We start from the raw sequence: 15,545 nt of genomic DNA on the forward strand, positions 1-15,545 counted from the left end.
CTGCCGGGCTTGGCGCGCGGCCTCAACTGACCAGGCAGATTGCCCGCAGTGACGAGCCTGGTTTCACTGGCGTGGTGGTGTCACCGAGCCATTGCTGGGTATCGGTTTTCTGCTGTTTGGCGAACACATCCCTGACGTTTTCCCAGCTTTCCACCGACAGCTGGTAAACCGCCTGGGACAGGGTATAGGACGACTGGAAGGTGATGGTGCCTTTCTTGCTGGTGGCCTTGATGGTGAATTCGCTGGCATACAGCATGAAGTTCACCGAGCCGGCGATCCCCGTCTGCAGGATATTCTGGTTGAAGTTGGACTGGCGCTCGGTCTGCTCGGAATAGGACAGCGCCGCATTCACCAGGCTGCTCAGGGATTTCTTGATTTGCTCGACATCTTTGGCCGCCAGGCCGATGAAGCCTTTGACGAACGAATCGATCAGCGCATTGGCGTCATGGCTTTTCTGCTGGATCTGCGTCACCTGGGCGGCGAGCAGCGACAGGAAGGGAATCTCGGCGATCTGCTGGGTGAAGGCGATGAAGTGTTCGCGGTCGCCCTTGGCCTTGGGCCTCTGATCGGTAGGCTGGTCAAGTGGGTTGTATTCCGAGCGCCGGCGGGCGATGTCGATGGCGGTCTGCAGGCCTTCGTAGATGCTGACCGGCGCTTTGCCCGGGCTGACGTTCTTGTTGGCGTCGTTGGCGTAGCTGTCGGTCGCCGCGCCGGCTGCCGGGCTGAAGAACGGGTTGATGGCATCAGCGCCGGTGCGCATGGCGCGGCCTGTCGAGGTGAGCTGGTGAGGGTGGTTGTAGTCGTGGGCGAAGATATTGCCGTGTGCCGTGGTCGACTTCACCCGGGCCTTTCCTTCCAGCCAGGCATGTGCAACTTCTTTCTCGGATGGGGCGGCTCCTGGAGCGTTCATGTCAAATCCCTTTAGCAGATTTATTAATAGGGTCGAGTGCGCTGGAACCTAAGCAGTTCATAGGGCGCCTGACTCAGGCTAGAGGGGAGTTTTAAGGTGTCAAAGTGTCTTTTTTTACGCAGTAGGAAAGTGGTGGAGGATATGGAGCCAATCGAATTAAGTAGTGGCTGGCTTATCGTGAAGTTATTGTTTTTTTCGTTTTAATGTATGTAATTGAGTGTGTTTCTGTTTGAAGCGTATTCGGATGTGTTTTCAAGTCAATTGCAACTAATGCTTCGGCGAGTTGGTGTGATCCGCGTCGAACGCTTCGCGGATAACCCGCTCCCACAGGTTTGAATATCGCCGTGTGGGAGCGGGCTGCTGGGTGTGATCAGCGCTCGATGGCCAGTGCCACGCCTTGGCCGCCACCGATGCACAGGGTTGCCAGGCCTTTGTTGGCATCGCGCTTGATCATCTCGTGCAGCAAGGTCACCAGCACCCGGCAGCCGGACGCACCGATCGGGTGACCCAGGGCGATCGCGCCGCCATTGACGTTGACCTTGGAGGCATCCCACTCCAGCTGCTTGCCCACGGCCAGTGCCTGGGCGGCGAAGGCTTCGTTGGCTTCGATCAGGTCCAGGTCGGCCAACTGCCAGCCGGCCTTGTCCAGGCAGCGTTGGGTCGCCGATACCGGGCCGATGCCCATGATCGCAGGGTCTACGCCGGCGCTGGCGTAGGCGGCGATCTTCGCCAGTACCGGCAGGCCCAGGGCCTTGGCCTTGCTGGCGCTCATCAACAGCACGGCGGCGGCACCGTCGTTGAGGCTGGAGGCATTGCCGGCAGTGACGCTGCCATCTTTCTTGAACGCGGCGCGCAGCTTGCCCAGGGACTCTGCAGTGGTGCCGGGGCGTGGCTGTTCGTCGGTGTCGAACACCAGCGGCTCGCCTTTCTTCTGCGGGATGTGGATGGGGGTGATTTCGTCCTTGAAGCGCCCGGCCTCGATGGCGGCCACGGCCTTGCGCTGCGACTCGGCGGCGAAGGCGTCCTGTTGTTCACGGGTGAGGGCGTACTTGTCCACCAGGTTCTCGGCGGTGATGCCCATGTGGTAGTCGTTGAAGGCGTCCCACAGGCCGTCGGTGATCATGCTGTCGACCAGTTGGCCGTGGCCCATTCGTTGGCCGGTGCGCGCCGAGGGCATCACGTAGGGCGCCAGGCTCATGCTCTCCTGGCCACCGGCGATCACCACCTCGGCGTCGCCGCAGCGGATGGCCTGGGCGGCCAGGTGCAGGGCTTTCAGGCCCGAGCCGCAGACCTTGTTCAGGGTCAGGGCCGGCACTTCGTAGGGCAGGCCGGCCTTGACGGCGGCCTGGCGGGCGGGGTTCTGGCCGGCGCCGGCGGTGAGCACCTGGCCGAGGATCACTTCGTCGACCTGGGCCGGGTCGAGCTGGGTCTGGGCCAGCAGCTGGCGGATCACGGCGGCGCCCAGCTCCACGGCGGACACATTGGCCAGGGCCCCCTGGAAACTGCCGATGGCAGTGCGGGTGGCGGCGACGATGACGACTTCGTTCATTGTTGTTCTCCGGGATGCGGGCGTGATCCTGACAGCATCCCCGCCCGAGGCTTATTTGAGAAGTTTGTTTTTCTTTGCCATTGATCTGAAATTCAAATGAATGGCGCATGCAATTCTGTACCGCCGTTCGGATGAAACTAAGCTTGGCTTCAGCTTCGCTGGGCAGAATGAGGCTTCCATCAACAAGCAGGAGTTTCCCAATGCGCCGTTCACTTATCGCGATCACCCTGTTGCTGGGTAGCGCCGCCGCTTTCGCCGCCGAGCCCAAATGCACCACGGCTGACAAGGGTACCTGGCAGGACGCCGAGCAGTTCCAAGCCAAGCTCAAGGACGAGGGCTACAAGATCAACAAGTTCAAGGTGACCAAGGGCAACTGCTACGAGATCTACGGCTTCGACAAGGATGGCCGCAAGGTCGAGATCTATCACGATCCGGTCAGCGGCAACGCGGTCAAGACCGAGATCCATAAATGACCGCCGGCGTGCGGCTGTGGGACCCGCTGCTGCGGGTGTGCCACTGGTCGTTCGCCGCGGTGTTCCTCGCCAACTACGTCTTCAACGAGGCCGGTGACGACTGGCACCAATGGCTGGGTTACTACGCGTGCGGCTGCCTGGCCGTGCGCTGCGCATGGGGTTTCGTCGGGCCCCGCAGTGCACGTTGGGCGGATTTCTGGCCGACCCTGGAAAGGTTACGAACCCATGGACGCGCGTTGTGGCGTGGCGAGCCTTACCACCGCATGGGTCACACGCCGATCGGCGCGCTGGTGATGGTGCTGATGATGACGGGCATCGCCAGCCTGGGCCTGACCGGCTGGATGATGCTGGAGGTGGATGCGTTGTGGGGCGCCGAGTGGCTGGAAACGCTGCACAGCTGGTTGGCCGATGGCCTGCTGGCGCTGGTTTGCGTGCACCTGCTGGCGGCGCTGGTGGAGAGTGTGCGGCTGCGTGAGAACCTGCCCTGGTCGATGGTGACGGGGCGGCGCAGGTCCGAGGATCCGTGAAGTGTAGCCCATCGCGGGGCAAGCCCGCTCCCACGCCAGACCTGCATGTTCAAAACTGGCGTGGGAGCGGCGGTTCGGCGTCCCGACTTGCCCCGCGATGATCGTCTCTACACCGCCGGGCACTGGTTGGTCACGCAGTGAATCCCGCCGCCACCCGCCGCGATCGCATCGATATCCAGTTGCACCACCTTGCGCCCCGGATACAGCTTCACCAGCAACGCCCGCGCCTTCTCGTCGGCACTGCGATCACCAAACTGCGGCGCGATCACCGCGCCATTGATGACGAAGTAGTTGATGTACCCCGCCGCGAAGTCCGGATTGTCCTCGCTGAACTTGCTGCGCCGTGGCTTCAGTGCCGGTGACATCGTGTGGATCTCCAGCTTGCGGCCATCGGCATCGGTGGCATTGCGCAGGATTTCCAGGTGCTCGAGGGTCACTTTGTGATCGTACGAGTCTGGATCGTTGTCCAGGTTCGCCACTACCACGCCGGGCGCCGCGAAGCGCGCGTAGAAGTCCACATGGGCATCGGTGATGTCCTTGCCCTTGATGCCCGGCAGCCAGATGATCTTGCGCAGTCCCAGCCGCTCCTTCAGTTCGGCCTCGACCTGGGCCTTGCTCCAGCCGGGGTTGCGGTTGCTGTTGATCCAGCTGCTCTCGGTCATGATCCCGGTGCCATGGCCGTCCACCTCGATACCGCCGCCTTCGCCCACCAGTTCGCTCTGCTGGTACTGGGCGCCAGCCAGCCTGGCGACGCGGGCCGCCAGCTTGGCGTCGTAGCGGTGCTGCTGCTTGCCGCCCCAGCCGTTGAAGTTGAAGTCCACCGCGCCCAGCACGCCGTCGTCGTCAACCACGAAGTTGGCGCCGATGTCGCGCATCCAGATGTCGTCCAGCTCAGTCTCGACATAGGTGATGTTGTGGCTGCCGCATTCCTCCTCGGCGATGTCGCGCTCGCTGGCGCGGCAGAACACCGTCACCGGCTGGAACGCGGCGATGGCCCGGGCGATGCGCCCTAGCGCGGCCTGGACGTCTTCGGTGAAATCTTCCCAGATGGCGTCCTGGGCGCCGAAGGCGATGTAGGCGCGCTGGTGCTTTTCACCCTCGTCGGGCATGAACCAGCGGCCCGACTCGGCGGCGCGGGCGCGGGTGCCGCCGAAGGGCAGGCCGAAACTGGCGGCGGCGCCGAGGCCGGCGACGACGCTCATCTGTTGGAGGAAGGTGCGGCGAGTTGGCATGGGGTCAGTCCTGTGCAGTCTTGAAGCGGGTCCAGACGCGCATGCGCGCACGCATGTCGGCCTGGGGGATGTCCTTGCCCGGAATCAGCCGGGTGTAGGTGGCATCGCTGAGGTAGATGTCCGGGTTGTCACGCAGGCGCGCATCCACCAGGGGGCGGGCCTTGGCGCTGGCGGTGGGGTAGCCGGTGAAGTTGCTGATCGCGGCCATGTTCTCCGGGCGCATGACGAAGTTGATGAAACGATAGGCGTATTCCGGGTGCTTGGCGTCGGCAGGGATGGCCATGGTGTCCATCCACACCGTGGTGCCTTCGCGGGGCACGCGGTACTGGAAGTCGATGGTCTTGCCCGCGGCCTCGGCGGTGCGCTGGGCCTGGATCACGTCGCCGCTGTAGCCCAGCGACAGGCAGGTGTTGCCGTTGACCAGCTCGGTGACCGGCTGCGACTGCAGCTTGCGCACATAGGGGCGAATGCCCTTGAGCAGTTCGCTGGCGGCGGCCAGGTCTTCGCGCTTGGCGCTGCGCGGTTCGCGACCGAGGTAGTGGAGGACCACGGCCAGCACTTCGTCGGGCGAGTCGATCATCGAGATGCCGCAGTCGGCGAACTTGGCCGCCAGCTCCGGCTTGAACAGCAGGTCGAGGCTGTCCAGCGGGGCGTCGGGCATGCGCTCGCGGATCTTCGCCGCATCCATGGTCAGGCCGATGGTGCCCCAGGTGTAGGGCACGGTGGCCTGGCTGGCCTTGGGGTAGCGGTCGTGCAGCTGGCGCAGGCCGGGCTCGATATCGTCGAGCGCGGTCAGTTGCTTGCGATCAAGCGCCTGCAGGCTGCCGGCGCGCATCAGCCGCTCGGCCACGGTGTCGCCGGGGAACACCAGGTCGTACCCGCTGCGACCGGACATCAGCTTGGCCTCGAGCACTTCGCTGCCGTCCATGACGTCGTAGATCACCGGGATGCCGGTGTCGGCGGTGAAGCGCTTGAGGGTGTCCTCGGCAAAATAATCGGCCCAGTTGTACAGGCGCAGGGCATCCTGCTCGGCCTGGGCGACGCCGGCGCAGGCCACCAGGGCGGCGATGGCGAGCAGTTTCGATGGACGGCTTGGCATGGTTCAGGCCCTCGCGGTCTGTGGGGTGCGGCCGTCCAGGCTGAGCAACGGCGCGTACATGCTGGGGCGGCGGTCGCGGTAGATGCCCCAGCTCAGGCGGTCCTCGCGCATGCGTTCCAGGTCCAGGTCGTGCAGCCAGACGCCGCTGCTGTCGCGGTCGGCCTCTTGCAGCATCGCGCCCTTGTGGTCGCAGATGAACGAGGAGCCGTAGAAGCGCATCGACAGGTTGTCGTCGCTGCGCGCCACCTCGTGACCGACACGGTTGGCGGCCACCACCGGCAGCAGGTTGGCGGCGGCGTGGCCGCGCATGGCCATCTGCCAATGGTCACGCGAGTCCAGCTCGGCGGCGCCCGGCTCCGAGCCGATGGCGGTGGGGAACAGCAGCACCTCGGCGCCCATCAGCGCCAGGCAGCGCGCGGTCTCGGGGAACCACTGGTCCCAGCAGATACCGATGCCCAGGCGGCCGAAGGCGGTGTCCCAGACCTTGAAACCGGTGTCGCCGGGGCTGAAGTATTCCTTTTCCTGGTAGCCGATGGCGTTGGGGATGTGGGTCTTGCGGTACACCCCCAGCAGGCGGCCGTCGGCGTCGGCCACGGTCAGCGAGTTGAAGAAGGCGTTGCCGGCGCGCTCGTACCAGCTCAGCGGCAGCACCACGCCCAGCTCCTTGGCCAGGGCGGCGAAGCGCTTGAGCAGCGGGCTGTCGTGGTAGTCCTGGGCCAGGGCCTGGTGGCTGTGGCACTGCTCGATGCAGAAATACGGGGTGGCGAACAGCTCCTGCAGCAGGATCACTTGGGCACCCTGGGCGGCGGCCTGGCGCACCAGCTGCTCGGCGCGCTCGAGGTTGGCGGCCAGGTCCCAGCTGCAGGCCATCTGCGTGGTGGCGATGCGCAAGGTGCTCATGGGCGCGCTCCCTGCCAGGCCGGCTGCTGCTGGGTGATGCAGTGGATGCCGCCGCCGCCGTGGGCGATATGGTCGATGCGCACCGGCACGACCTCGCGGCCGGGGAAGGCCAGGGCCAGCTGCCGGGCGGCGGCCTGGTCGGCGTCGATGCCGTAGGCCGGCATGATCACCGCGCCGTTGGCCAGGTAGAAGTTGGTGTACGAAGCGCAGAACACCTCGGCCTCGGTATCCACGGCCGCCGTGGCCTCGTACAGGTCGAGCAGCTCGAACGAGCGGCCTTGGGCATCGGTGGCCAACTCCAGGGCGCGGCGGTTCTCGCGGGCCACCTCGGCGTACACCGAGCCCTGGTCGTGGGTGGCGTCCACCAGCAGCACGCCGGGGCGGGCGAAGGCGCACACGCCATCGACATGGCCGTCGGTCATGTCGCCGGTGACGTACTGCGGGTCACCCGGCAGCCAGATGGTCTTGCGGATGCCCAGCAGGCGGGCGAAGCAGTCCTCGAAGTCAGCCTTGCTCAGGCCCGGGTTGCGGTTGGGGTTGAGCAGCACCGACTCGGTGGTGATCAGCGTGCCTTCGCCGTCGACATGGATGGCGCCGCCTTCGTTGCACAGCGGGGTGCTCAGGCCTTCGAGGCCGAGATGATCGAGGATGCGCCGGGCCAGGCTGCGGTCCTTGCCGTGCTCGGACTTGTCGCCCCAGGCGTTGAAGCGCCAGCTCAGGCCGGCCACGCCCTGCTGCGGGTGGATGAGGAAGGTCGGGCCGCTGTCGCGGCACCAGCTGTCGTCCACGGCCAGTTCGACCAGCTCGATGCCGGGGCCGCACAGTTCGCGGGCAATGGCCATGGCCGAGGGATCGACCACCATCTTCACCGGCTCGAAGCGCGCGATGGCGGCGGCCACGCGGGCATAGTCGCGCTGCACGTCGGCCAGGGTCACGCCCCAGCCCGCCTCCCACAGTGGCTTGTTGTGTGGCCAGATCATCCAGGTGGCGGCGTGGCGGGCCCATTCGGCAGGCATGCGCCAGCCGCTGTCGCGGGACAGGGTCATAGTGAACTCCGATCTATTAGGGATTTTTATCAACGAAGCCCGCCGTCGCGGGTGTTGCTGCCCATGTTATGGCTGGGAAACCGGAGCGACAAACGATAGATTTAGCGTATTTCTGATCAGTCAGGCTTATCAGCATGCTCAAGCATTGGCCCCCGCTCAACGCCCTGCGTGGCTTCGAAGCCGCCGCCCGTCTGGGCAGCTTCCACAAGGCCGCCGAGGCCCTGAACCTTACCCAGTCGGCGATCAGCCAGCAGATCCGCAGCCTGGAAAGCTATCTGGAGCAACCGTTGTTCCACCGCAGCGGGCGGAGCGTCAGCCTGACCGACGCCGGGCATGACCTGCTCAGCACCACCCAAGCCCTGTTGCAGCAACTGGCGGTGGGCATCCGTCGCCTCGACCAATACCGCAAGCCCAACCAGTTGGTGGTCAACACCACCCCGGCCTTCGCCCGGCATTGGCTGTTGCCGCGCCTGGCGGATTTCCACCAGCGTCACCCGGATGTCGACCTGTGGCTGTTTACCAGCTTCGAGGTCCCGGACATGGCCAACGAGACCATCGACCTGGCGATTCGCGACGATATCGGGCCGCAGGCTGAATGCAGCTTCACCGTGCTGCACCAGGACAGGTTGTATCCGGCTTGTCACCCGACGTTGCCCGAGACCGGGCGCACGACCTTGCACGGCGAGCGCGAGATGGACTGGAGTCACTGGCAGCTGGAAGGCGGCGAGGAGGTGGGGCAGCAGGGCAAGGGGCTGAACTTCTCAGACCCGGGGTTGCTGCTGGAGGCGGCGGGCGAGGGGCTGGGGATTGCCCTGGTCAGTCAACTGCTGGCGCAGCGGATGGTCGATGAGGGACGTTTGCGACCCTTGTCGGCACAGCGCGTGCGCGGGCCGGTGTGGAGCTGCCTGGTGCATTGGGAGAGCCAGGAGGATCCGCTGGCGCGGCAGTTCCTGGCGTGGTTGCGAGAGGCCCTGTCGCCTGTGTTGTCCTGATGGAACGGAACCTGTGGGAGCGGCCTTGTGTCGCGAAAGGGCCGCGCAGCGGCCCCGGCGATCTTCGCGTCAACACTGGAACCCTGGGGCTGCTGCGCAGCCCTTTCGCGACACAAGGCCGCTCCCACAGGACCGCGCCAGCCTCAAGATCAATGCCGTACCTGTAGGCGCTGGCTTTGCCGGCAAATGGGAGCGTGCGGACAATGCAGCAATGCGAATCACCCCGTAATATGTGTCGGATATCCCGCGAGGGTAGTCTCACCCTCTAGATCAAACGGCAGCGCCCCGAATCCGGGCGCTGCCCCAGCCTAAACCTGACGAGGTACAGACATTGGCCATCATTCATCCCAAGGTTCGCGGTTTCATCTGCACCACGACTCACCCCAAGGGCTGCGAGCTCAACGTCCGTGACCAGATCGAAGCCACCCGCAAGCTGGGCGTGCGCGAGGATGGTCCGAAGAAAGTCCTGGTGATCGGCGCCTCCAGCGGCTACGGCCTGGCCGCGCGCATCACCGCGGCGTTCGGCTTCAAGGCCGACACCCTGGGCGTGTTCTTCGAAAAGCCGGGCACCGAGACCAAGGCCGGTACCGCCGGCTGGTACAACGCCGCCGCCTTCGACAAGTTCGCCAAGGCCGAAGGCCTGTACAGCAAGTCGATCAACGGTGACGCTTTCTCCGACGAAGCCCGCGCCAAGGTCATCGAGCTGATCAAGAACGAAATGGGCGGCCAGGTCGACCTGGTGATCTACTCGCTGGCCTCGCCAGTGCGCAAGCTGCCGCAGACCGGTGAAGTGGTCCGCTCGGCGCTCAAGCCGATCGGCCAGCCGTACAAGTCGACCGCCATCGACACCAACAAGGACACCATCATCGAGGCCAGCATCGAGCCGGCCACCGAGCAGGAAATCGCTGACACCGTCACCGTCATGGGCGGCCAGGACTGGGAGCTGTGGATCGACGCCCTGAACGCTGCAGGCGTGCTGGCGCCACAGGCCCGCACCGTGGCCTTCAGCTACATCGGCTCCGACATCACCTGGCCGATCTACTGGGACGGCGCCCTGGGCAAGGCCAAGCAGGACCTGGACGAAACCGCCCAGCGCCTGGGCAAGAAAGTCGGTGGCAGTGCCAACGTTGCGGTGCTCAAGTCGGTCGTTACCCAGGCCAGCTCGGCGATCCCGGTGATGCCGTTGTACCTGTCGATGGTCTTCAAGATCATGCAGGAGAAGGGTATCCACGAAGGTACCCAAAACCAGCTGGACCGCATGTTCCGTGACCGCATGTACCGTGCGGACGGTGCGCCGGCTGCACTGGACGACGAAGGCCGCCTGCGTCTGGACGACTGGGAACTGCGTGATGACGTGCAGGACGCCTGCCGTGCCATGTGGCCGAAGGTAACCACCGAGAACCTGTTCGAACTGACCGACTACGCCGGCTACAAGAAGCAGTTCCTCAACCTGTTCGGCTTCGAGCGCGCTGACGTCAACTACGACGAAGACGTGGCCACCGACGTACGGTTCGACTGCATCGAGCTGTAAGCAAGTCCTTGACCGCGCAGCCCTTGATGACGGCTGCGCGGTTCCCGCCGACGACTTGTTAATATTCTGAAACAAATCCTCCAGTGGCCCTTTGCCATGGGCACCTCCGCCTGATCTATACCCCAGCTATTGGCCTGGCAATTCCGCCGGGGCCGAGGAGGGAGCAATGGGCGCACTGCAAAAACTACAAGAACGCATTCGCCAGAAGGGCCTCAAGCGCACCTTCAAGACCTTGTTCGAACGTTACGTGTTCTTCCACTGGGAATTGCTGTGGATGGAGCGCGACCTGATCAGTCCGGTGCCTCCCTACAACCTCAAGGCCCACACACCGGTCACCCTGGTGCAGATCACCACCGCCAATGCCGACGCCTTCGCCGCGAACTTCGGCGACCGCGTCGAGACCATGCGTGAACTGGCCGCCGAAGGGCACACCGGGCACATGTACCTGGACGAGCAGGGCGATGCCGTGGCCTTCATCTGGGCCAGCGTGGTCGACTATCACGACAAGCACTACTACGGTTGCACCTTCCCGGTGAAACCGGGCGAGTTCTTCGAGTTCGGCGGCGAGATGACCCGGCCCTACTTTGGCAGCGAGCTGTCGGTGACGGCCCAGGTCGAGCTGTGGAACACCATGCGTGAAAAGGGCTGCCACAAGGTGGTGGACGTGGTGGAGACCCACAACGTGCCGGCCATGAAGCTGCACCTGCGCATGGGCTACCACGAGCAGGGACGGGTGATGCACGTGTACGGGCTGTTCGGGCGCTGGAAGCTGTTCCGCGAGACCCGCTACGACGGCTCGCGCCTGGCGGTACTGCGCAAACCGGGCGTGGCCGGCGCGCTGCCCACCACCTAGCTATAACGGGGGTATGTTTGCTAGCGTTGGCGGACAACGCAGGGAGCGCGCCATGAGCAGCCTCACCCAACCCGCCAGTGCATTTCGCCAGCTCGCCGCCGACGGCTACAGCCTCGGCGGTTTTCGTTGGCGTCACGCCCAGACCGACGCCCAGCGCCCGCTGGTGATCATCAATGCCGCCACCTCGGTGCGCTGCCGTTATTACTCGCGATTCGCCGATTACCTGTTCGCCCAGGGCTTCGATGTGCTCACCTATGACTACCGAGGTATCGGCGAATCACGCCCGGCTTCGTTGCGCGGTTTCAAGGCGTCGTGGAGCGACTGGGGGCGCCTGGATTTCGAGGCAATGTTGCAACTGGCCGCAGCCGAACAGCCCGGGCAACCGGTGCATGTGGTCGGCCACAGCTTCGGCGGCTGGGCGCTGGGGCTGGCACCTTCGGCCGCGCAGGTGCGCCGAGCGGTGCTGGTGGGCGCGCAGTTCGCCTATTGGCGCGACTATGCGGCGGACCAGCGCTGGCAACTGTTCGGCAAGTGGCATGTGGTCATGCCTTTGCTGACCCGGGTATTCGGCTATTTCCCCGGCAAGCGCCTGGGCTGGCTGGAGGACACCCCGGCCGGGGTGGTGCGTGACTGGAGTACCCGCACGCCGCGCTACGAGCACCGGCCCAGTGGGCGCCTGCTCGAGGCGCTGCCGTTCGAACAGGTGCGGGCGGCGACCCTGGCCATCAGCCTGACCGACGATCCGTTCGGCACGGTGGCGGCCACCGAACGGTTGTTGGGGTACCTGCGCCAGGCCGAGCGTCGGCACCTGCGGGTGGCGCCTGTGGATATCTCGGTGGAGGAGATCGGGCATTTCGCGTTCTTTCACGATCGGTTTCGTGAAAGTTTGTGGCCGATTGCGCTGGGGTGGCTGCGAGAAGGGCAGTTAGAGGGCCAGGTGCCGGGTAGCGTTATCAGTTGAGGGCCTCGTCGCGGGGCACGTCGCATCGGCGCACCGCCGCGACTTGCCCCGCGATGGGCGAGAGGCGAAGTCAGGCCAGGCGCGCCAGCGGCTGGGCGGTGAACTTCACGCCGGCCAAACCATGCTTGATCAGCGCACGGATGTTGCCATGGTCGCTGCCCTCGGGGGTGGCCACCACGCTGCGGTAGTGCTCGCCGAAGGCCAGCAGCGCTTCCTGGTCGCTCAGCCCTTCCAGCAGCGCCAGGCCCAGGGTCTTGCACGAACCTTCGTTCTGCCCGGCGGCGTTGTGCACGTCGCCGTTGTCGAAGGCCTGAGGCTGGTAGCTGTAGTTCGCGGCGATGAACGCCAGGGTATCGGCGAAAACGTGCTCGCCGCTGGCGAGGCTGCTGCGCAGGGTGTTCAGGTCAGTCACGGGGTTTTCCTTGTTCGAACGCCGCCTGTTGCTCGGCGCTGGCTTCTTTCTGGTATTGGGCTTTCCACTCGGCGTAGGGCATGCCGTACACCTGCTCGCGGGCATCGTCCAGGCTCAGCTCGATCTGGCGATCGTCGGCGGCGGCCTTGAGCCATTTCGACAGGCAGTTGCGGCAGAAGCCGGAGAGGTTCATCAGGTCGATGTTCTGCACGTCGGTGCGTTTCTGCAGATGGTCGACCAGGCGCCGGAACGCGGCGGCTTCGAGTTCGAGCTGTTGTTGCGGGGTCATGGGCGGTGTCTCTTCAGGTCATGCGGTTCTTCAGATGGCGGCCACCGTTGATGACCACCTGGCTGCCGGTGCTGTACTGGCTTTCGAGCAGGAACAGCACGGCGTCGATCAGCGGGCGGGCGCCGGGTTCGAATTCGAGCAGGGCCTTTTTCAGGGTCTGCTGGCGGTACTGCTCGTCGCCGCCTTCCTTGAGGATCAACAGGCCCGGCAGGATACCGTTGACGCGCACCTTGGGCGCGTACTTTTCGGCAAACGACAACACCATGTTCTGCAGCGCGGCCTTGGTCGCGGCGTAGCCGATATGGCTCTTGCTGCCGCGCGAGGAGGTCTCGTCGCAGATATGGATGATGTCGGCCTTGTCCACCTTGTTCAGCCACTCGCCGAGGGCCAGGTTGAGGTGGTAGGGCGCCTCGACGTGCAGGCGGAACATGGTGTCGAGGTTGTCCAGGCCATCGTCGAGCCACAGCGAGGCGTTGTGGATGATCCCGCGCAGGCCATCGTAGTGGCCGTGCAGGTGGTCGATCAGGGCCTGGCGGTCTTCGCTGCGGGTCAGGTCGGCCTGGAACTGCCGGATGTTCGGGTGGGCTGCCTGGGGATGCAGGCTGCGGCTGGCGCTGACCACCGTATGGCCGGCCTGGGCCAGCTCCAGGGCCAGGGCCAGCCCGACGCGCTGGCTGGCGCCGGTGATGAGGATTGGGCTGTTCATGTGCGGGCGGTCTGTTCGTCTGTCCGTGCGTGATGCCCCAGCATACCCGAACTGCGCGGCCTTGCGAGCCCGTGCCTCAGCGGCTGCGCAGCCCCTGGGCCCGGCCGCTCGGGGCAGGCGGCGCGGCGTTCAGCCAGCCGGCCAGCAGGCGGGTGGACAGCGGGATGAACAGGTACACCATCAAGGGGGTCAGGGCCAGGGTGCTGAGCAGTACGCGGGGCAGCAGTTCCAGCGCTGCCAGCCAGTGGCCGAACAGCAGGTTGAACAGCAGCGAGACCGGGAAGAACGCCAGCCAGATGGCCGTGGCCTGCTTCCAGCGCGGCGGTTTCTGCACTGTATTGGTGCCGAACCAGTCGTCGATGCCGCTTACGCGCCTCTCTTTGGGGCGTTCGAACAGACCGTCGCCGCGCTCAAGCCAGGTCCGGCGCGAGGCGGAATGCTCCCAGGCGTGCAGGGTCTGCTCGTCGGTGAAGCGGAAGATGATCTGGAATTCATCGCCCTCGGCCGGCGGCGCGAGGATGCCCGAGCCCAGGTAACCGGGGAAGTCGGTGGCCAATTGCTCGCCTTCGTGCAGCCAGGCCAGCAGGTCCTGGTAGCGGCCACAGGCGGCGCGGCGCGACACCATCAGGGTGACGGGTGGGGTAGACATCGTGTATCTCCTGGCGACGGGGCTGGCGGGTAGCCGGCCCCTTGGCATGCGGCCCGGGGTGGTGGGCGGCGCAGGCGTGCTTGCAAGAATCGGGCGCAGATTATGCGCAATCCGTCATGACCGGTCAGTTTCAGCGGCTGGACGGTCGTCAGCAGGCGGCGGGGGCCTGGGCGTGCAGCTCGGGGTGGGCCTGGCGGTGGGCCTGCAGGATGTACTCGCGCAGACGTTCGATTTCTTCGGCCGGGCTGTGCGACAGGTCATAGGCGGCCAGGCGCGGGCCGATGCGCCGACGCAGCACGCCGTGCAGGCCGATCGGCGGTATATCCGCGGCGGCGAAGCGCAGCTTGAAGTGGGACGGCGCCTCGCGCCGGCCACGGACCTCCAGCAGCACGCCCTTGAACGAGATATCCCGCACCCACAGGTCGCTGGCCTGGCCGCGGTCGTCGAGCAGGGCGCTCGGCCGCTCCAGCGACAGGCGCCAGGGCCGCAGCATCGGGCCGTCCTCGTAGATGTCCGGCGAGCCCAGTTGCAGGTGCAGGGCGTGGAATTCGTCCTCGACCAGTTGCAGGGGGAAGCTCAGCTGCTGGTTGTTGAAGCTGGCCTGCAGGGTGACCTGCTCGTTGGCCACCAGGCGGGTGAGCAGGTCCTTCAGACGACGGTCGCCATTGACCAGCAGGCTCGACATGGGGTCGGCCAGGTTCAGCTGGGGCGAATGCTGCATGTCCTGGATGAAATCCAGTTCGTCCTGGGAGAGTAGGGCGTCTGCTTGCATGGTCGAACTCGAAGGGGCGATCGGTAAGGGCAATTTCTTCACGGCTGTCGACAGTAGCCAATACGCTTCGTTCCGGTCATTCGTCGGATAATCCTGAAGTGTGTGACTTTAGGCATAGGCGGCCTTTTGCCACTGTCGAGTGCTAGTATCCTACGTTTTCACTCAGTTTCGGAATCCTCACCCGATGAAAGTCGCCATTATTTCCGGTTCGGTATACGGCACCGCCGAAGAAGTCGCCCGTCACGCCGAGTCGCTGCTCAAGGCCGCCGGCCTTGAAGCCTGGCATGCCGCCCGCGCCACCCTGCAGGACATCGAGGGCTTTGCCCCGGACGCGTTGTTGGCAGTGACCTCGACCACGGGCATGGGCGAACTGCCCGACAGCCTGATGCCGCTGTACAGCACCATGCGTGACGTACTGCCGGCGGCCTGGCGCGGGTTGCCCGGGGCGGTGATCGGCCTGGGCGACTCCAGCTATGGCGACACCTACTGCGGCGGCGGCGAGCAGATGCGCGAGCTGTTCGCCGAACTGGGGGTGAACGAGGTGCTGCCGATGTTGCGGCTCGATGCCAGCGAGACGGTGACACCGGAGACCGATGCCGAGCCGTGGCTGGCGGAGTTTGTGGCAGCACTCAAAGGTTAAATCG

General features: G+C 65.2%; 18 protein-coding genes. 7 read left to right on the forward strand and 11 right to left on the reverse strand.

Features of this window, described 5'->3' with window-relative positions; all coding sequences use genetic code 11:
- Nucleotides 1–22: 22 nt before the first annotated feature.
- Nucleotides 23–910, reverse strand: coding sequence for a hypothetical protein (locus K5H97_RS04530; protein ID WP_139121020.1), 888 nt, complete (start codon nucleotides 908–910; stop codon nucleotides 23–25).
- Between the two features lie 370 nt (nucleotides 911–1,280).
- Entirely contained in the window at nucleotides 1,281–2,459 is a 1,179-nt protein-coding gene (locus K5H97_RS04535; RefSeq protein ID WP_028689863.1) for an acetyl-CoA C-acetyltransferase, read from the reverse strand.
- Between the two features lie 200 nt (nucleotides 2,460–2,659).
- On the opposite strand from K5H97_RS04535, the gene K5H97_RS04540 reads away from it, so the two are divergent.
- Together K5H97_RS04540 and K5H97_RS04545 are read left to right on the forward strand one after the other, a co-directional pair.
- Complete coding sequence (locus K5H97_RS04540) at nucleotides 2,660–2,932, forward strand: PepSY domain-containing protein (RefSeq protein ID WP_028689862.1); 273 nt, start codon at nucleotides 2,660–2,662, stop codon at nucleotides 2,930–2,932.
- A complete protein-coding gene (locus tag K5H97_RS04545) occupies nucleotides 2,929–3,459 on the forward strand; it encodes a cytochrome b/b6 domain-containing protein (protein WP_028689861.1) in 531 nt (176 codons plus the stop codon). Before K5H97_RS04540 ends, K5H97_RS04545 begins: the two co-directional genes overlap by 4 nt.
- 107 nt (nucleotides 3,460–3,566) lie before the next feature.
- On the opposite strand, the gene K5H97_RS04550 is transcribed toward K5H97_RS04545, so the two are convergent.
- Genes K5H97_RS04550 through K5H97_RS04565 form a run of 4 tightly spaced genes read right to left on the reverse strand, consistent with a single transcriptional unit; the run spans nucleotide 3,567 to nucleotide 7,736 of the window.
- Complete coding sequence (locus K5H97_RS04550) at nucleotides 3,567–4,691, reverse strand: agmatine deiminase family protein (RefSeq protein WP_028689860.1); 1,125 nt, start codon at nucleotides 4,689–4,691, stop codon at nucleotides 3,567–3,569.
- A gap of 4 nt (nucleotides 4,692–4,695) precedes the next feature.
- Nucleotides 4,696–5,790, reverse strand: a complete 1,095-nt coding sequence (locus tag K5H97_RS04555) for an extracellular solute-binding protein (RefSeq protein ID WP_028689859.1) — start codon at nucleotides 5,788–5,790, stop codon at nucleotides 4,696–4,698.
- 3 nt (nucleotides 5,791–5,793) lie between these two features.
- Entirely contained in the window at nucleotides 5,794–6,690 is an 897-nt protein-coding gene (gene aguB / locus K5H97_RS04560) for an N-carbamoylputrescine amidase (RefSeq protein WP_028689858.1), read from the reverse strand.
- The gene (locus K5H97_RS04565) at nucleotides 6,687–7,736 is read right to left on the reverse strand and encodes an agmatine deiminase family protein (protein WP_028689857.1); all 1,050 of its coding nucleotides are present in this window, start codon (nucleotides 7,734–7,736) and stop codon (nucleotides 6,687–6,689) included. The genes aguB and K5H97_RS04565 overlap by 4 nt, the downstream gene beginning before the upstream one ends.
- Nucleotides 7,737–7,870: 134 nt before the next feature.
- Between K5H97_RS04565 and K5H97_RS04570 the strand changes: the two genes are divergently transcribed.
- The 4 genes from K5H97_RS04570 (at nucleotide 7,871) to K5H97_RS04585 (ending at nucleotide 12,073) form a co-directional block, all read left to right on the forward strand.
- A complete protein-coding gene (locus tag K5H97_RS04570) occupies nucleotides 7,871–8,728 on the forward strand; it encodes a LysR substrate-binding domain-containing protein (protein WP_028689856.1) in 858 nt (285 codons plus the stop codon).
- A gap of 331 nt (nucleotides 8,729–9,059) precedes the next feature.
- Nucleotides 9,060–10,259 (forward strand): enoyl-ACP reductase FabV, encoded by a 1,200-nt coding sequence (gene fabV / locus K5H97_RS04575; protein WP_028689855.1) that lies wholly within the window; start codon nucleotides 9,060–9,062, stop codon nucleotides 10,257–10,259.
- A 166-nt stretch (nucleotides 10,260–10,425) separates the two neighbouring features.
- Complete coding sequence (locus K5H97_RS04580) at nucleotides 10,426–11,112, forward strand: GNAT family N-acetyltransferase (RefSeq protein WP_028689854.1); 687 nt, start codon at nucleotides 10,426–10,428, stop codon at nucleotides 11,110–11,112.
- A 52-nt stretch (nucleotides 11,113–11,164) separates the two neighbouring features.
- Nucleotides 11,165–12,073: an alpha/beta hydrolase family protein gene (locus tag K5H97_RS04585; protein WP_028689853.1), complete on the forward strand. Its 909-nt coding sequence runs from the start codon at nucleotides 11,165–11,167 to the stop codon at nucleotides 12,071–12,073.
- 70 nt (nucleotides 12,074–12,143) lie between these two features.
- Here K5H97_RS04585 and K5H97_RS04590 read toward each other — a convergent pair whose 3' ends face one another.
- From K5H97_RS04590 to K5H97_RS04610, 5 genes are all read right to left on the reverse strand, one after another.
- On the reverse strand, nucleotides 12,144–12,485 hold the full coding sequence (locus K5H97_RS04590; protein ID WP_028689852.1) for a HopJ type III effector protein: 342 nt from the start codon (nucleotides 12,483–12,485) through the stop codon (nucleotides 12,144–12,146).
- Entirely contained in the window at nucleotides 12,478–12,774 is a 297-nt protein-coding gene (locus tag K5H97_RS04595; protein ID WP_028689851.1) for a DUF1244 domain-containing protein, read from the reverse strand. The genes K5H97_RS04590 and K5H97_RS04595 overlap by 8 nt, the downstream gene beginning before the upstream one ends.
- Before the next feature lie 13 nt (nucleotides 12,775–12,787).
- Complete coding sequence (folM, locus tag K5H97_RS04600) at nucleotides 12,788–13,480, reverse strand: dihydromonapterin reductase (protein WP_028689850.1); 693 nt, start codon at nucleotides 13,478–13,480, stop codon at nucleotides 12,788–12,790.
- A 76-nt stretch (nucleotides 13,481–13,556) separates the two neighbouring features.
- Nucleotides 13,557–14,129 (reverse strand): antibiotic biosynthesis monooxygenase, encoded by a 573-nt coding sequence (locus K5H97_RS04605; RefSeq protein WP_028689849.1) that lies wholly within the window; start codon nucleotides 14,127–14,129, stop codon nucleotides 13,557–13,559.
- 148 nt (nucleotides 14,130–14,277) lie between these two features.
- The gene (locus K5H97_RS04610) at nucleotides 14,278–14,901 is read right to left on the reverse strand and encodes a hypothetical protein (RefSeq protein WP_028689848.1); all 624 of its coding nucleotides are present in this window, start codon (nucleotides 14,899–14,901) and stop codon (nucleotides 14,278–14,280) included.
- A gap of 184 nt (nucleotides 14,902–15,085) precedes the next feature.
- Here K5H97_RS04610 and K5H97_RS04615 point away from each other — a divergent pair, with 184 nt between their 5' ends.
- Nucleotides 15,086–15,541 carry a flavodoxin gene (locus K5H97_RS04615; protein WP_028689847.1) on the forward strand — a complete coding sequence of 152 codons (456 nt, stop codon included), beginning with the start codon at nucleotides 15,086–15,088 and terminating at the stop codon, nucleotides 15,539–15,541.
- Nucleotides 15,542–15,545: the final 4 nt, after the last annotated feature.

Origin of the sequence: Pseudomonas mosselii (assembly GCF_019823065.1) — a bacterium.
GTDB lineage: Bacteria > Pseudomonadota > Gammaproteobacteria > Pseudomonadales > Pseudomonadaceae > Aquipseudomonas > Aquipseudomonas mosselii.

Excerpts from the sequence above, each read along its gene's own strand:
- K5H97_RS04530 (WP_139121020.1), bottom strand. The coding sequence starts at position 910 with ATGAACGCTCCAGGAGCCGCCCCATCCGAGAAAGAAGTTGCACATGCC.
- K5H97_RS04535 (WP_028689863.1), bottom strand. The coding sequence starts at position 2,459 with ATGAACGAAGTCGTCATCGTCGCCGCCACCCGCACTGCCATCGGCAGT.
- K5H97_RS04540 (WP_028689862.1), top strand. The coding sequence starts at position 2,660 with ATGCGCCGTTCACTTATCGCGATCACCCTGTTGCTGGGTAGCGCCGCC.
- K5H97_RS04545 (WP_028689861.1), top strand. The coding sequence starts at position 2,929 with ATGACCGCCGGCGTGCGGCTGTGGGACCCGCTGCTGCGGGTGTGCCAC.
- K5H97_RS04550 (WP_028689860.1), bottom strand. The coding sequence starts at position 4,691 with ATGCCAACTCGCCGCACCTTCCTCCAACAGATGAGCGTCGTCGCCGGC.
- K5H97_RS04555 (WP_028689859.1), bottom strand. The coding sequence starts at position 5,790 with ATGCCAAGCCGTCCATCGAAACTGCTCGCCATCGCCGCCCTGGTGGCC.
- aguB (WP_028689858.1), bottom strand. The coding sequence starts at position 6,690 with ATGAGCACCTTGCGCATCGCCACCACGCAGATGGCCTGCAGCTGGGAC.
- K5H97_RS04565 (WP_028689857.1), bottom strand. The coding sequence starts at position 7,736 with ATGACCCTGTCCCGCGACAGCGGCTGGCGCATGCCTGCCGAATGGGCC.
- K5H97_RS04570 (WP_028689856.1), top strand. The coding sequence starts at position 7,871 with ATGCTCAAGCATTGGCCCCCGCTCAACGCCCTGCGTGGCTTCGAAGCC.
- K5H97_RS04580 (WP_028689854.1), top strand. The coding sequence starts at position 10,426 with ATGGGCGCACTGCAAAAACTACAAGAACGCATTCGCCAGAAGGGCCTC.
- K5H97_RS04585 (WP_028689853.1), top strand. The coding sequence starts at position 11,165 with ATGAGCAGCCTCACCCAACCCGCCAGTGCATTTCGCCAGCTCGCCGCC.
- K5H97_RS04595 (WP_028689851.1), bottom strand. The coding sequence starts at position 12,774 with ATGACCCCGCAACAACAGCTCGAACTCGAAGCCGCCGCGTTCCGGCGC.
- folM (WP_028689850.1), bottom strand. The coding sequence starts at position 13,480 with ATGAACAGCCCAATCCTCATCACCGGCGCCAGCCAGCGCGTCGGGCTG.
- K5H97_RS04605 (WP_028689849.1), bottom strand. The coding sequence starts at position 14,129 with ATGTCTACCCCACCCGTCACCCTGATGGTGTCGCGCCGCGCCGCCTGT.
- K5H97_RS04610 (WP_028689848.1), bottom strand. The coding sequence starts at position 14,901 with ATGCAAGCAGACGCCCTACTCTCCCAGGACGAACTGGATTTCATCCAG.
- K5H97_RS04615 (WP_028689847.1), top strand. The coding sequence starts at position 15,086 with ATGAAAGTCGCCATTATTTCCGGTTCGGTATACGGCACCGCCGAAGAA.